This window comes from Phytopseudomonas punonensis, from assembly GCF_900142655.1.
Classification (GTDB): Bacteria; Pseudomonadota; Gammaproteobacteria; order Pseudomonadales; family Pseudomonadaceae; genus Aquipseudomonas; species Aquipseudomonas punonensis.
The window spans coordinates 35,385-50,493 of record NZ_FRBQ01000014.1 but is presented as its reverse complement, the minus strand read 5'-3'; the positions used below and the strand labels follow the sequence as shown (position 1 = coordinate 50,493).

At 64.1% G+C, this 15,109-nt stretch carries 14 protein-coding genes; 9 read left to right on the top strand and 5 right to left on the bottom strand.

The window, feature by feature from the left end; genetic code table 11:
* Window positions 1-309 precede the first annotated feature (309 nt).
* The gene (locus BUC40_RS21825) at window positions 310-2,340 is read right to left on the bottom strand and encodes an NADPH-dependent 2,4-dienoyl-CoA reductase (RefSeq protein ID WP_139272225.1); all 2,031 of its coding nucleotides are present in this window, start codon (window positions 2,338-2,340) and stop codon (window positions 310-312) included.
* 198 nt (window positions 2,341-2,538) lie between these two features.
* Between BUC40_RS21825 and BUC40_RS21820 the strand changes: the two genes are divergently transcribed.
* The 9 genes from BUC40_RS21820 to BUC40_RS21780 all read left to right on the top strand — a co-directional run bounded on the left by BUC40_RS21820 (window position 2,539) and on the right by BUC40_RS21780 (window position 9,911).
* Window positions 2,539-3,600, top strand: a complete 1,062-nt coding sequence (locus tag BUC40_RS21820) for an AraC family transcriptional regulator (protein ID WP_073268809.1) — start codon at window positions 2,539-2,541, stop codon at window positions 3,598-3,600.
* 191 nt (window positions 3,601-3,791) lie between these two features.
* Complete coding sequence (locus tag BUC40_RS21815) at window positions 3,792-4,979, top strand: PepSY-associated TM helix domain-containing protein (protein ID WP_073268807.1); 1,188 nt, start codon at window positions 3,792-3,794, stop codon at window positions 4,977-4,979.
* On the top strand, window positions 4,976-5,521 hold the full coding sequence (locus tag BUC40_RS21810) for a thiamine pyrophosphate-binding protein (RefSeq protein ID WP_073268805.1): 546 nt from the start codon (window positions 4,976-4,978) through the stop codon (window positions 5,519-5,521). Before BUC40_RS21815 ends, BUC40_RS21810 begins: the two co-directional genes overlap by 4 nt.
* A complete protein-coding gene (locus tag BUC40_RS21805; RefSeq protein WP_073268803.1) occupies window positions 5,518-5,844 on the top strand; it encodes a hypothetical protein in 327 nt (108 codons plus the stop codon). The genes BUC40_RS21810 and BUC40_RS21805 overlap by 4 nt, the downstream gene beginning before the upstream one ends.
* Window positions 5,841-6,407 carry a DUF6162 family protein gene (locus tag BUC40_RS21800; protein WP_073268801.1) on the top strand — a complete coding sequence of 189 codons (567 nt, stop codon included), beginning with the start codon at window positions 5,841-5,843 and terminating at the stop codon, window positions 6,405-6,407. The genes BUC40_RS21805 and BUC40_RS21800 overlap by 4 nt, the downstream gene beginning before the upstream one ends.
* A gap of 36 nt (window positions 6,408-6,443) precedes the next feature.
* A complete protein-coding gene (locus BUC40_RS21795) occupies window positions 6,444-7,376 on the top strand; it encodes a metal ABC transporter substrate-binding protein (RefSeq protein ID WP_073268799.1) in 933 nt (310 codons plus the stop codon).
* Window positions 7,373-8,128: a metal ABC transporter ATP-binding protein gene (locus BUC40_RS21790; protein WP_073268797.1), complete on the top strand. Its 756-nt coding sequence runs from the start codon at window positions 7,373-7,375 to the stop codon at window positions 8,126-8,128. Before BUC40_RS21795 ends, BUC40_RS21790 begins: the two co-directional genes overlap by 4 nt.
* The gene (locus BUC40_RS21785; RefSeq protein ID WP_073268851.1) at window positions 8,128-9,027 is read left to right on the top strand and encodes a metal ABC transporter permease; all 900 of its coding nucleotides are present in this window, start codon (window positions 8,128-8,130) and stop codon (window positions 9,025-9,027) included. Before BUC40_RS21790 ends, BUC40_RS21785 begins: the two co-directional genes overlap by 1 nt.
* The gene (locus BUC40_RS21780) at window positions 9,024-9,911 is read left to right on the top strand and encodes a metal ABC transporter solute-binding protein, Zn/Mn family (protein ID WP_073268794.1); all 888 of its coding nucleotides are present in this window, start codon (window positions 9,024-9,026) and stop codon (window positions 9,909-9,911) included. The genes BUC40_RS21785 and BUC40_RS21780 overlap by 4 nt, the downstream gene beginning before the upstream one ends.
* A 292-nt stretch (window positions 9,912-10,203) precedes the next feature.
* On the opposite strand, the gene epsC is transcribed toward BUC40_RS21780, so the two are convergent.
* The 4 genes from epsC to BUC40_RS21760 all read right to left on the bottom strand — a co-directional run bounded on the left by epsC (window position 10,204) and on the right by BUC40_RS21760 (window position 15,059).
* Window positions 10,204-11,166 (bottom strand): serine O-acetyltransferase EpsC, encoded by a 963-nt coding sequence (gene epsC / locus BUC40_RS21775; protein ID WP_073268792.1) that lies wholly within the window; start codon window positions 11,164-11,166, stop codon window positions 10,204-10,206.
* A gap of 122 nt (window positions 11,167-11,288) precedes the next feature.
* Entirely contained in the window at window positions 11,289-13,364 is a 2,076-nt protein-coding gene (gene treS / locus BUC40_RS21770; protein ID WP_425272949.1) for a maltose alpha-D-glucosyltransferase, read from the bottom strand.
* Between the two features lie 120 nt (window positions 13,365-13,484).
* Window positions 13,485-13,898: a c-type cytochrome gene (locus BUC40_RS21765; RefSeq protein WP_073268783.1), complete on the bottom strand. Its 414-nt coding sequence runs from the start codon at window positions 13,896-13,898 to the stop codon at window positions 13,485-13,487.
* 273 nt (window positions 13,899-14,171) lie between these two features.
* Window positions 14,172-15,059 carry an NAD(P)/FAD-dependent oxidoreductase gene (locus BUC40_RS21760; RefSeq protein ID WP_073268781.1) on the bottom strand — a complete coding sequence of 296 codons (888 nt, stop codon included), beginning with the start codon at window positions 15,057-15,059 and terminating at the stop codon, window positions 14,172-14,174.
* Window positions 15,060-15,109: the final 50 nt, after the last annotated feature.

Here is a 15,109-nt window from a genome sequence, read left to right as displayed (position 1 = left end):
AAAGTGGCGCAAGCGGCCTTTTGTGGGGTGGACGACGCTTCACCCGTCCACCGCTCTGCGATCGTAATGGTGGATGAAAAGAGCGTCATCCACCCTACGTAGCTGTCCACGATCTTTCGGCTCGAATTCAGCGCTTTGACTGCAGGGTGGCGGAAGCGGCCGTTCGCGTAACTCGTAGGAGGGGCTTTAGCCCCGAGCTCTTTGCAGCCTAATAAAGCTCGGGGCTAAAGCCCCTCCTACATGCTCACCAGTCGCTTTTGCCTTGCAGCAACCTCTCCAATATCGCCCCAAAAGATCGTGGACCGGTTCTTAAAGTCCTGCTGCCAACCGCGAGCCTTGATTGATCGCGCGCTTGGCATCTAGCTCGGCGGCCACATCAGCGCCGCCGATCAGGTGCACCGACGCGCCGCCGGCAACCAGTTCGTCCTGCAGTTCGCGCAGCGGGTCCTGGCCGGCGCAGAGAATCACCGTATCCACCGGCAATACCTGGGGCTCGCCCTCGGCCACCCTGATGTGCAGGCCCTCGTCGTCGATCTGCAGGTATTCAACGGCATTGATCATCTGCACCCTCTTGTTCTTCAGGCCCGCGCGATGAATCCAGCCGGTGGTCTTGCCCAGGCCGTCGCCGACCTTGCTCTTCTTGCGCTGAAGTAGGAACACCTGGCGCGCAGCCGGCTCGACCTGAGGCTGCACACCGGCGACGCCGCCACGGGCCTGCAGCTCAGGGTCGATGCCCCACTCTTTCCAGAACGCCTCGCGGTCCAGGCTGGTAGCCGGGCCGGCGTGGGTGATGAATTCGCTGACGTCGAAGCCGATGCCGCCGGCACCTATAACCGCAACGCGCTGGCCCACCGGCTTGCGCCCCAGGATGGCGTCCAGGTAGCTGATCACCTTGCCATGCTCGACGCCAGGGATGGCCGGCGTGCGCGGCACGATGCCAGTGGCCAGGATGATTTCGTCGAAGCCGCCAGCCAGCAGCTCGCTCGCGCTTACGCGGGTGCCCAGACGCAGCTCGACCCCGGTGGTTTCCAGCTTGCGCTTGAAGTAGCGCAGGGTCTCGAAGAACTCCTCCTTGCCCGGCACGCGCTTGGCCACGTTGAACTGGCCACCGATTTCCCCCGCTGCATCGAACAGGGCCACGCGGTGCCCGCGTTCGGCGGCCACGGTAGCGGCGGCGAGCCCGGCAGGCCCGGCGCCGACCACGGCAATCGATTTCACCGTGGTGGTGGGGATGTAGTTCAGCTCGGTTTCGTAGCAGGCACGCGGGTTGACCAGGCATGTGGTCAGCTTGCCGCCAAAAGTGTGGTCGAGGCACGCCTGGTTGCAGCCGATGCAGGTGTTGATCTCGTCCGCGCGGCCTGCCGCTGCCTTGTTGACGAACTGTGGGTCGGCCAGGAATGGGCGCGCCATCGACACCATGTCGGCATCGCCCTCGGCCAGCACCTGCTCAGCCACTTCCGGGGTGTTGATGCGGTTGGTGGTGACCAGCGGAATCTGCACCTCACCGCGCAGCTTGGCGGTGACCTTGGTGAACGCCGCACGCGGCACCTTGGTGGCGATGGTCGGGATACGCGCCTCGTGCCAGCCGATGCCGGTATTGATCAATGTGGCGCCCGCTGCCTCGATGGCCTTGGCCAGCAGCACGATTTCGTCCCAGCTGCTGCCACCCTCGACCAGATCGAGCATCGACAGGCGATAGATGATGATGAAGTCGCTGCCCACGGCCTCACGCACGCGGCGCACGATTTCCACCGGCAGGCGCATGCGATTGGCGTAACTGCCGCCCCAGCGATCGGTGCGCTGGTTGGTATGGGCGACCAGGAACTGGTTGATGAAGTAGCCTTCGGAACCCATGATTTCCACGCCGTCATAACCGGCCTGCTGAGCCAGCACCGAGCAATTGACGAAGTCGGCGATCTGCTTCTCGATGCCCGCCTCGTCCAGCTCCTGCGGTTTGAACGGATTGATCGGCGCCTGGATGGCGCTCGGCGCCACCTGTTTAGGGCTGTAGGCGTAGCGCCCGGCGTGCAGGATCTGCATGCAGATCAGCCCATCGGCGGCGTGCACCGCGTCGGTGACGATCCGATGCTTGTCCGCTTCTGCAGGCGTACTCAGCTTGGCCGCGCCGGCGTATACGCCACCCTCTTCGTTCGGCGCGATGCCGCCGGTGACCATCAGGCCTACGCCGCCGCGAGCGCGCTCGGCGAAGTACGCCGCCATGCGCTCGAAGCCGCCCGGCTTCTCTTCCAGGCCGGTGTGCATGGAGCCCATCAGGGTGCGGTTCTTCAGGGTCACGAAACCCAGATCCAGGGGAGCGAGCAGGTGCGGGTAGGCGGTCATGGTCAGATCCATCGGCGTCGATCACGGAATTGCCGCAGCCTGCGCGGGCAGCGGTCGTATGGCACAGACGATAGTGAAGCAGATGTCCTCGCTCAATGATCGTAAATGACAAATTACTGATCAAAAGTGACAGCGAAGTTGGCGTTGCCAACGTCACCGGGCTACGCTGGCAAACCTTCACTTATGCGACACCTCGCCATGAAACCTGCCGCCATCCGCCTGGGCGATCTTTCCGTCGGCTACCTGCACAGCCTGGCCGACGCCGTCGACCACCTGGGCCATGCTTCGCAGCCGTTGCTCGAGCACTATGGTTTCGATGCCGCGCGCCTCGCCGAACCCCGTGCTCGGTTGTCGATTCCGCGCTACATGCACCTGGGTCACGCGGCCATCGCGCTGACCGGCGAACCAGCGCTCGGCCTGCTGATGGGCCGTTTCGCCTACCTGCATCGCCTGGGTCTTGCCGGCATCGCTGCCACCCAGGCGCCCACGGTGCGGGAGGCCGCGCGCACGCTGATCCGCTTCGAGGCGCTGTACGCCTCGAACTACCGCGGCCGCTCCAGCCTGCAGGAAGACAGCGGCGGAGCCTGGCTGCGCTTTCACTCCATCGGCCCCTACAACGCCTATAACCGTTTTGTGGTCGATACCGTGCTGGCAACCTGGCTACGGCAATTGGGCGCCCTCGCCCAGACGCCGCTGACGGCCCAGGCGCTGCAGCTGGAGTTCATGGCCCCCGATTACGCCGAGCGCTACCGACTGGAATTGGGCTGCCCGCCCACCTTCGAAGCCGGCTTCAACGGCCTCAGGCTCGACCAGCACGCGCTGAACCTGCGCAATCCGCTGCACTGCCCCGGCACCTGGAATGAATTGTTACAACTCTGCGAGGGGGAACTGCAGCGCCTGACGCGCCCGCAAAACATGCGTGACCGGGTCATCCAGTTGCTCGGCCCGCGCCTGCATGGCCGCGAACCGGACATGGACGACATCGCGCGCCAGCTGCAGCTACCGGCCTGGACGCTGCGCCGGCGATTGACCGAAGAAGGCACCCGTTTCAGCGCCATCGTCAATGAAACCCGCCGTGATCTGGCGCTCGCCTATGTACGCGACACCGAGCTGTCCTTCGGTGAAATCGCCTACCTGCTCGGCTTCGCGTCCGCCGAAGCCTTCCAGCGCGCCTTCAAGCGCTGGCTCAAGCAGCCGCCGGGAGAAATGCGCCGCAGCTATCGGCAAACCGGCAACAGCATATCTGAATCTATAAAATAACTATTTTCATTTGCGGCTGCGGGTTTTAGGCTTCTCACTCGTCTTAGTAGATAGCGGATCCATTTGTGCGCGATTGCGGTCGCGTCTCACGGGTTCCTCACCTCGCTGCCCGCAAGGCTGGCGAGGTTTCGTTCGTACCTAAATCGCCCTTTTCACTCGCCGTGCGAGGGCTCAGACAAGACTGATATTCCATGTCCAAGAAGTCGCGCTCGAAAATCTGGTTTCTGGTTCACAGCTGGCTCGCCCTGCCGATCTGGTTTTTCGTATTGATCGTTTGCGTCACCGGCACCCTGGCGGTGGTCAGCCAGGAAATCGTCTGGTTGGCCAACCCGGATGTACGCGCCAGCAAGCCGTCCGACGACGCCGAGCTGCTGACCTTCGGCCAGGTGCTGGCCGAGATCAGGAAAGCCGAGCCGGAGCTGGTGGTGGAGTCCATCACCCGCCCGGACGAATCGCACTTCGCCCTCACCGCGGAGGTCAGCTACCCCGACGGCAGCAACCCGACCCTCTATGTCAACCCTTACACCGGCGCCATCCAGGGCGTGAGCCCACAATTCGATTTCCGTCAGTTCACCCGCGCCCTGCATGGCTGGTGGCTGGTGCCGTTCACCAATGGTTTCAGCTGGGGCTGGTACCTGGTGTCGATGATGGGCATCCCGATGCTGCTGTCGCTGATCACCGGTCTGGTGGTCTACAAGAAATTCTGGAAAGGTTTCTTCAAGCCGCGCCTGCGCTTCAACCAGGGTGCGCGAATCTTCTGGGGCGACTTCCACCGCCTGAGCGGCATCTGGTCGATCTGGTTCATTGCCGTGGTGTCGATCACCGGCATCTGGTTCCTGATCCAGGCGATCCTGTTCGACAACCAGATTTCCATCTCCACCGAAGGCGTACCTGCCGTGGTGCCCCGCGAAGACGTGCCGATCGTGCGGCCTGGCGAGCCGATCCCGACGCTCGACATCGACGAAGCCGCGCGTATCGCCATCAGCAAGGTGCCGAGCCTGGACGTCAGCTTCACGCGCCTGCCCAGCAACGCCTATGACCATATCGCCGTCGGCGGCCGCGGCTGGTACCCACTGATGATGCAGAGCGCCTCGATCAACCCTTACACCGGTGAAGTGGCCCAGCAGCGCCTGCTCGAGGATCGCTCCAAGCTGGAGTTCGTCACCGAGTCCATGCGCCCGCTGCACACCGGCGATTTCGGCGGCCTGTGGGTGAAGATGATCTGGTTCTTCTTCGGCCTGGTGCTGAGCATGATGGTGCTCAGCGGCCTGCTGATCTGGACCAAACGTACCGCCCAGGCTACCGCCAAGGTGATCAAGCGCCCGGCGCGTGCGCGAACCGCAGAAGCCCTAGGCGACAACTCGGAGGTCAAGGCATGAGCAAGGCCATGGCAGCGCAACCCACCTCGCCCCTGAGCCGCCTTTGGTACAAGTGGCGCTTCCACATCAATATCCTGCTGGTGATCATCCCGCTGGCGTTCATGCCCAAGTACTTTGCCGATATGGCGCTGTTTCGCGGCACCAGCGGCCTGGGCGAGCGCACGATCGGCGAAGTGCCGGTGGGCCCCTGGTCGATCACCCTGGCCGAATTTCGCGCCGCGCCGCCGGAGCTCGACGGGCCGGCCGGCTACATGAAGATCTTCACCGGCGCGCTGTGCAAGGAATGCATCGGCCAGGTCAAGGCCACCTACCTGCGCATCGGCAAGCCGCGCAGCCTGCGCGCCGCCGGCGGCATTTTCTTCGGCAGCGCCTACCGCATGGGCGCCACCGTGCCGCTGCCGACCCGCACCAAAGCGGACGCCGAACTGTGGATCACCATGGAGGGCTGGGACGGCTCCGTCCATCAGGCCGCCGTGCCGCTCGACCAGGCATCCCCATCCACCGTCGCGTGGCTGCAGAAACAACAAGGAGGCAAACCATGATCAAGCCCAACGTCCTGCGCATGGCCGCAGGCATCGCGCTGCTGTCACTCAGTGGCCTGGCCCTGGCCCACAATCCGATGTGCCAGTGCGAAGAAGTCGATGCCGAGAACATTCGCTGCACCGGCGGTTTTTCCGATGGCAGCGGCGCCGCCGGCGTGACCCTGGATGTGATCGGCTATGACGAAAGCATTCTGGTACCCGGCAAGCTCGCGGAGGACTCGACCCTGACCTTCAAGAAGCCCGAAGGCGAGTTCTACGTGCTGTTCGACGCCGGCCCCGGCCATATCGTCGAAATCGACCACACGGAAATCGAGGCCCCATGACGGTTCAGGTCGTACGCCCCGCCGGTGCCGGACATGAAACCCTCTACGTGCTCCTGCTGTGCCTGGTCATCGTGCTGGCGGCCGCTTGCGTGGTCGCCTGGCATGGCGAGACGGAGAGCGAAACCCGCATCGAAAGCCACCAGATCGACGCCCGCCGTGACCTGACGGCCGCTGAACAAGGCCTCTATGCCGATCTGCGTGTGGCCGCCGACGAGATCCGTATCCGCTTCGCCGAAGAGCAAGCGCTGCTGACGCCTGCAGAACTCGCCGAAGAAGGCTTCCCGCCCTTCACCGCCGATGCCAGCACGACCAGCCGTGGCAGCCACCAGTGGCAATTGCTGCCCGGCGACGGGCCGGCCTACTTCGGCGCCAGCCAGGCGCTGGAGGTTGCCGGCTCGCTGCTGATGCTGCTCGACACCGCGCATGAGCAGGCCGACGTATGGCTCAACCGCAAAGGCGCCAGCGCGCCCGACAAGCTGGACGCGCAAAGCCTGATCACTGCCGGCTGGCAGCAGATCGCCTCGCAGTACGACGCAGGCGTCACCCGGCAACATCGCCACTGACCGCCTCCGACTCATCTGACAGAAGACCACCCGCCCATGCCCATTTCCCGCCCTTCCCGCGCACGTCACTTGCTGCTACGCCTGAGCATCGGCCTGGCCGCCCTGCTCCTGCTCGGCGCCGCCAGCGCCGCCGATGCCAAGCTGCGTATCGGCATCACCCTGCACCCCTACTACAGCTATGTGGCCAATATCGTCGGCGACAAGGCCGAGGTGGTGCCGCTGATTCCGGCCGGGTTCAACCCGCACGCCTACGAGCCGCGGGCCGAAGACATCAAGCGCATCGGCTCGCTGGACGTGGTGGTGCTCAACGGCGTGGGCCATGACGACTTCGCCGACCGCATGATCGCTGCCAGCGAAAAGCCGGATATCGAAGTGATCGAAGCCAACGCCAATGTGCCCCTGCTGGCGGCCACCGGCATCGCTGCCCGCGGCGCTGGCAAGGTGGTCAACCCGCATACCTTCCTGTCGATCAGCGCCTCCATCGCCCAGGTCAACAACATCGCCCGCGAGCTCGGCAAGCTCGACCCGGACAACGCCAAGACCTACACCCAGAACGCCCGCGCCTATGGCAAACGCCTGCGCAAACTGCGCGCCGACGCCCTCGCCCAACTGACCGAAGCGCCCAACGCCGACCTGCGCGTGGCCACCGTGCACGCCGCTTACGATTACCTGCTGCGCGAGTTCGGCCTGGAGGTTACTGCGGTGGTGGAACCAGCCCACGGTATCGAGCCGAGCCCGAGCCAGCTGAAAAAGACCATCGATCAGCTGCGCGAGCTGGACGTGAAAGTGATCTTCTCCGAACTGGACTTCCCGTCCACCTACGTTGAAACCATCCAGCGCGAGTCCGGCGTCAAGCTCTACCCGCTGTCGCACATTTCCTACGGCGAATACAGCGCCGAGAAGTACGAGAAGGAAATGACAAACAACATGAACACCGTGGTGCGCGCCATTCAGGAAGCCGGCAAATGACCGCGGCAGAAAACCTCAGCGTGGCGGCTGTCGGCCCGACCATCGACTTTCAGCAGGTCAGCCTGGTGCTGGGCCGCACGCAGATTCTCGACAACGTCAGCTTCAGGGTTCAGCCAGGCAGCGTGCATGCCTTGGTCGGCCCCAACGGCGGCGGCAAGAGCTCGCTGATCAAGACCCTGCTCGGCCAGATGCCCCATCAGGGCAAGCTCAGCCTGGAATGGCCCGGTGCTGCCGGCACCATCGGTTACGTGCCTCAGGCCCTGGAGTTTGATCGCGGCCTACCCATGACCGTGGACGACTTCATGGCCGCCATGTGCCAGCGCCGCCCGGCCTTTCTTGGTGTGTCGAAGCATTACGCCAAGGCTATCGACGATGCGCTGGCCCGCGTCGGCATGCTGGAGAAGCGCAAACGGCGCATGGGCGCGTTGTCTGGCGGTGAACGCCAGCGCGTGCTGCTCGCCCAGGGGCTGATCCCCGCACCACAATTGCTGGTACTCGACGAGCCGATGTCGGCCCTCGACGAAGCCGGCATCCAAGTGTTCGAGCGTCTGCTCGGCGACTGGCGTCGCGCCGGCATCACGGTGCTGTGGATCGAGCACGACCTGGAAGCGGTCAAGCGCCTGGCCGACCGCGTCACCGGCCTGAGCCGCCGCGTGCTGTTCGATGCACCGCCGGCCGAGGCCCTGACCCCGGAGCGCCTGCTCGGCCTGTTCTCCACCCATGTACGTGCGGTGGAGGCCGTTCAACCATGATCGACTATGAACAATTTCGCCTGCTGATCCAGGGCTGGGCCTCCTCCGGCTACCTGCCCGCCGCGCTGGCCTATGGCTTCGTGGTCAATGCGTTGCTCGCCGGCCTGCTGATCGGCCCGGTGCTCGGCGGCCTCGGCACCCTGGTGGTGGTCAAGCGCTTCGCGTTCTTCTCCGAGGCGGTCGGCCACGCCGCGCTGACCGGCGTGGCCATCGGCATCCTGCTCGGCGAGCCCTACACCGGCCCCTATGGCGCCCTGTTCGGCTATGCCCTGCTGTTCGGCATCCTGCTCAACTACCTGCGCAATCGCACGGGCCTGGCACCGGACACGCTGATCGGCGTGTTCCTGTCGGTGTCCCTGGCCGTGGGCGCCAGCCTGCTGCTGGTCCTGGCCGGGCGCATCAACGTACATATTCTCGAGAACGTGCTGTTCGGCTCGGTGCTCACCGTCAACGGCACCGACCTGCTGGTGCTGCTGGTGGTCGGTGGCCTGGTCATGGGCCTGGCGCTGCCGCTGTACAACCGCATCATGCTGGCCAGCTTCAACCCGCAACTGGCGGCGGTGCGCGGCGTTGCCGTGAAGACCCTGGATTACCTGTTCGTGATCCTGGTGACGTTGATCACCGTCGCTGCGGTCAAGGTCATCGGCGCCATTCTGGTCGGCGCCCTGCTGGTGATTCCGGCGGCCGCCGCGCGTCTGCTCAGCCAGTCGCTGAAAGGCTTCTTCTGGCTCTCGGTGCTGATCGCCACCGTCAGCACGTTGCTGGGTATCCTGCTGCCCATCGTGCTGGATCTGCCGATCCCCTCCGGCGCCGCGATCATCATGATCGCCGGTATCGCCTTCGCCCTCGCCGCCATCGCCCGCGGCGTCGTACCAAGCTTGAAAGGTAACCTGGGATGACCCATCGACTTCACCAACTGGGCCTCGCCCTGCTCCTCAGCCTGCCCGGCCTAGCCCTGGCAAAGGACGTGACCGTCCTCGTCTCGCAGCCGATCACCTTTGGCCTGGCGACTGATCTGCTCGACGGCACCAAAGTGCATATCGAACGCGCCGCCCCCGCCAACCTACCGGCCAGCCGCCAGGTGTCGTACTTCGCCGGGCGCGGCGCCGCGGCGCTGCAAAAGGTCGCCGTTGATGCCGACGCAGCCATCGCCCTACGCTCGCTATGGGCCGAAGACCCGCTTTACCCCATGGCTCGGCGCAGCAATATCCGTATCGTCGAGATCGACGCCGCGCGCCCGGTAGACGGCGCCCTGCCCGGCATCGCTACCCAGGCAGAGAGCAGTGGTGACAATGACCTGGCCAGTTATCCGTGGCTGGCGATCAACAACATGGGCCGCATGGCCGACGTGATGGCCGCCGACCTGGTGCGCCTGGCACCGGACGCCAAGGGCAAAGTCGAGCAGAATCTGGCGGCCCTCAAGCAGCGCCTGCTCAAGCTCAATGCCCACAGCGAGCGCGAACTGGCCAAGGCCGACAACCTGTCCGTCTACAGCCTCAGTGATCGCCTGGATTACCTGATCAGCGGCCTCAATCTGGATCTGGTCAGCAGCGACAGCCGTGATGACCGCGACTGGGATGCCGAAGCCCTGCAGTCTCTGACCGCAGCGCTGAAAGCGGACGACGTGGCCTTGGTGCTGCACCACCGCGCACCGCCAAAAGCGGTTGCCGATGCGATCAAGGCCGCCGGCGTACCCCTGCTGGTGCTGGAAACCGAGAAAGACGATCCGGTGACCGAACTGGAAGGCAATGTCGAAAGCCTGGTCAAGGCGCTCACCCAGTAAGCGTGGGACTTGCAAGACTGCAACGAAAAGGCCCGGTGCATATGCCCCGGGCCTTTTTTGATTCTGGGCTAAAGGCTGAAGCGGACTAACCGCTCACCTCTCGCCAGTTACCGAGCGCTCAGAGCTCGGTTGCATCTTCAGCGAACTCGGGTACGTCCTGCTCCACGGCGCGGGACTCGAGCAGCTCTTCCTGATAATCGTCCATTTCTTTCTCCTTTCTCTCTCTTTGGTCTCGAACCGAGTCTATGAAATCTGCGTGTCTGTTATATGACACAAATCAAACGCGCCTGGTTCAGCAGCCGCTTCGCTCGGCACTGGCCTGAGACACATTACTACCCGGCTCTACGCTGCGGGTAAGCCAGACGTTACCGCCGATTACTGAGCCTTTGCCAATGGTGATGCGCCCCAAAATCGTCGCACCGGCGTAGATCACCACATTGTCTTCGACGATCGGGTGGCGCGGCTGGCCCTTGTGCAACTGACCGCTTTCATCGCTGGTGAAGCGCTTGGCGCCCAGGGTCACCGCCTGGTAGATACGCACGTGGTTGCCGATGATCGCCGTCTCGCCGATCACCACGCCGGTGCCATGGTCGATAAAGAAGCTGTGGCCGATCTGCGCGCCCGGGTGGATATCGATACCGGTCGCGCCATGGGCGGTCTCCGCGGCAATGCGCGCCAGCAACGGCAGGCCAGCGCGATACAGATGATGGGCCAGGCGGTGGTAGATCACCGCCAGCACGCCCGGGTAGCAAAGCAGCACTTCGTCCACGCTACGCGCCGCCGGGTCGCCATTGAAGGCCGCCACCACATCCTGATCGAGCAACCGGCGCAGGGCCGGCAACGCTGCAGCGAACTCGCGGACGATGGCCACGGCCTGGCAATCCACATCACCGGCGCTGTCGCCTCGCTGACGTGCCGCATAACGCAGCTCCATACGCACCTGAGCTACCAACGCGTTCAGCGCACGATCCAGGGTATGGCCAACGTAATAATCTTCACTTTCTTCGCGCAGCTCGGCAGGCCCAAGGCGCATAGGGAACAACGCACCACACAGCCCGGTGAGAATTGCCGCCATAGCTTGACGCGACGGCAGCTCACGGCCGCCCAACTCGGGGTTGCGCCCGGAATGGTTGCGCCATTCGGCGCGCGCGGCACGCAGACCGGCGACGGTCTGCTCCAGCTCCCAGTTGATCGGGCGGGATGAATACTCAGCCTCGGCGCCATCCTCGGTGCGGATGGCAAACTCGCCGTTCATTGAAACCTCAACTCGACATGCGGCCAGCGCCATCGGCCAGCCTGAACAGAGACAATACGGCGCGCCCGCAGGCGCGCTCAACTACCCGACGGTTATAAGCTCAGCGCACAGAGGCATATCACCTAGCCGTCCATGGGCGCAATACCTGGCGCCATGCTGGCGATGCGTAGCGCGAGTCCCTCATAAGGTTCGAGCTGGATGCGCAGCTCGCCCTCGGCAGACAGGTCGCCCAACAGCCGCTCGTGGATGATGTCCACCACCGGGCCCGGCTCCACGTGCTCCAGAATGATCACTTCGCTGATCGGCTCGGCACCGAAATTCAGCGCGGTGACCTGAATGCCGCGGCCCGCCGGCAGCTCATGCACCATGATCAGCAGCGCCGGATGTTGCGTGACCGGCACGGCGATCTGCCGGCTGGATGCCACACCATGGGAGCGCCGCGCCGCGAACATCCGGCGCGCCTGGGAGGCGAAGGACTGCGGATCCTGCAGCTGCTCGGCGAGGCTGCCATACAACTGTCGAGAACGCGGCAGGCCTTCGGCAGACAACAGCGCTTCGGGGTCGAGGTCGACCAGGTCATAACCACCACGGTTGATCCAACGCGTGTCGCCCTCGGCGATCAAGTCGGCAACCTGCTCGACTTCCAATGGCAGCGCGCCAACCAGATCCCAGCCCGACAGCGCCACCACGCCAGGCTGCATGGCATTGAACATCAGCAGCAGCAGGTGCACGCGGCGGATCTGCTCGATATCGGCTTCGCTGATCGTGCTCAGGTCACGAATGCCCAGCGCCGCGGTGATGATACTCACCGTGGTACAGGCCACGCCGTTGGTGACGAACTTCAGGTTGTAAGGCGCGTGCTCGCCGGTCAGGCGCTCGTACATCTCGCCACGAATATGCTCGCGCAGGATGCTGCCAGGCAGGCTCTGGCCGCGGAACACGTAGGTGTCATTGGCGTGCAGGGTCCAGAAATGCACCAGCTCAAGGGTCAGCTCGTCGTGGTTCTGCAGCGCGTGGATCAGCGACGCCGGGTCGATGCCGAAGTCATGCATCTGCAGCATCATCAGGCGCAGGAACTCCACGTCACCGGTCAACAGCGCGTGTTGATAGGCCGGCCGAGTGATGAAGTCATAGGACAGATCAGCGCCACCCTGGGACATCGAGGCGATGTCATCGAGCGTCAGATTGAGCTCCTGAAAACTGAAGGCGCCGGCCTTGCGGATCATCCCGGCGAGCAGCTGGTTGCCGGTCAGCGACAGCGGATGGCTCTCCGACCAGGCATTGCCCTGGCTGCGCCGCTCGACGCCGAGAAAACCGTTGGCATCCAGGCGCAGCACCCGCGAGCCGATCACGTCGATGGCGTGCAACGACTCACCGGTGACCAGTTGCTGGGCGGCAAAGGTCGGATCCAGCCAGTTCAGTGACGGCTGGCCTTCCTTGAAATAATGCAGATACACCCAGCGCCGCACCTTGCCGTCGACGCCGGTGATTTCGCCAGTGGCGCTCCAGTCGGTTTCCTTGACGCCGGGTTCGAAGAAGATCACCCGCTGCAGCTGGCCGACGATGTAGTGCTTGTCGCGCAGTGCATCGACCGCAGCTGGCGACAGGTTCACAGAGTCGCGGCCTTCGGGCAGTGGCGGCAGCAGCTCCCAGTCGGCCTCGGCGATCTCCACCATGTGGTAAAGACCGGGATAGTCGCCGTAGGCCATTTCCGCCAGGCGGAAATCCGCGCCCTTGCCGGTGTGCGAGGGGATCGAGTCGTCGATGGTCACCGCATTGTGCGCGGCTGCTACACGGCTCAGGTGCACCAGTTCTTCCTCGCTGCCAAAGCGCGGGTCGATCTCCAGGCTGATGCGGTCGAAGTTGCCGTCGACAGTGGGCGTGTACTCGCGCCCCTGCAAACCGCCCGAGCGCCGCAGCGGCCCGGTGTGGATGCCCTGCACACCGAGTTCGGAGAGCGCCGACCATAAGCGTTCGTCGCCAAGCGCCTGCAGCACCGAGCCATCGGGCGAGGTAATGATCGAGGCCGGGTAGACGGCCAGCCACACCGAGGCTACCGCGGTAACGCTGCGCGGCCGGGCCAATGCGTAGGGTTGCTGCCACAAACGGGCCTGGCCCGAATACAGGCGCGTGCGCTGGCGGGCGGCGTGCAGCATGGACTGCTCGACCAACCAGTTGATCTGTTGTTCATCTGCCATAGCGATCCCGGGGTTCGAAGGGAAGGATCGCGAACGGCCAGGCCGTCCGCCGGTTCTAGTGTTTCAGAACCAGCGGCGAGTGCTTCGTTCAGATTGATTGCCGAGCGAGCAAGGGCTCGGTCAATGATCCTGCTGGGCTTTCAGGTAGAGCAGCAGGCTGTCGATCTTCTCCTGATCGCCAATGCCCCAGAAGCGCATCTTGTTGCCGGGCACCACGCTGTCGGAATCCTTGATGAAGGCGCTGAGCGTGTCGTGATCCCACACCAGATCCGCCTGCTGCATGGCCGGCGAATAGTTGTAGCCAGGGGTGGCGCCGGCATGCCGGCCGAAAATGCCGTTCAGCTGTGGCCCGAAGGCCGCGCGGGCACCCCGCCCGACGTTGTGGCAATTGCCGCAAACGCGCTTGAATAGCGCCTCACCAGCGGCGATATCCGCCTCGGCATAGGTCGCGCCAGCGAACAGTGCGGCGGCGATGAGCAGACCGTGGCGGATAAAGCGCCTGTACGGCAATTGGTTCGAAAGAAAAGCGGTCATTGGCACGCGAGCGGTTGCTACAAAGGGGTCGCCAGTATGCCCCAGCGCACTGGCCGATTCATTGATCTGCGCGGACCTTTCCGAAAAGTCTCCGAGCGAAGGTCAGGCGAGGCAAAAATCGATGAGGAACGGACTGGGCTCGCATTCGAGTTTACAAGCTGTAAATCGCTTCGCTCACCCTACAGGCCGCGCTAAAGCGCGTTAGCCGCAAGCGGCTTGCCGAATCGGTTTTTAACGAAGCATCATCGATGCGTAGGTAGTTTTCGATAGGGCCTAGCGAAAGATCAGAGATTGATGAGCCCCCGTCCCTGCCCGAGCGCCAGTGCCGACTGCGAGCGCCACCGAGCCGGTGGCCAGGGCGGCATCGCCGCAGGCGAATACGCCGGGCACGCTGGTTTCCTGGGTTTCCGAGGTTTGCAGATACAGCCCCATCGGCCCTTCGACCAGCGCGCAGCCGAGCTGCTCTACCAACGGGCTGTTCTGATGAGTACGCGGCATCACGAACAACCCGTCCAGCGCCACGCTACGGCTATCGGCCAGGTTGATATCGACGCGCTCACCGCTGATCGACAGCACGCGGTCCGGCTCCACCACCACACCGCGGCGCGCCAACTGGGCGAGCTGTTCGGCATCCGGCGCGAACACGCCATTGGTGAAGAAGGTGGTGCTGCCCCAATCCGGCAGCATCAGGGCGTGATGGATCGACATCGGCGACACGGCCAGCACGCCGATGCGCCCCTGATCCAGCTCGTAACCATGGCAATACGGGCAATGAAACACATGGCGCCCCCAGCGCTCGGCGAGCCCTTCGATGGCGGGCAGTTCATCGCGCACGCCACCGGCCAGGATCAGCCGACGGGCGGCCAGTACATTGCCATCGCGTAGCGTCACCAGGAAACCTTCGCCGTCACGCTGCACCGAAGTGGCCTCGCCTACCTGCCAGGTGACGTTCGGGTAGTCCATCAATTCGGCGCGGCCATCGGCGGCGATGTCATCGGGCGCCCGCCCGTCCTGGCCGAGAAAACCGTGAGAGTGGCTGGCAAAGCGGTTGCGTCGTATACCGGCGTCGATCACCAGCACGCGCCGTCGTGCACGGGCCAGCTGCAGGCCAGCGGAAAGACCGGCATAACTGCCGCCGACGATGATTGCGTCATGACTCATGGCGTTACTCCTCCATGGGGGCTTGGGCGAATACCAAGCCATCACGAAAC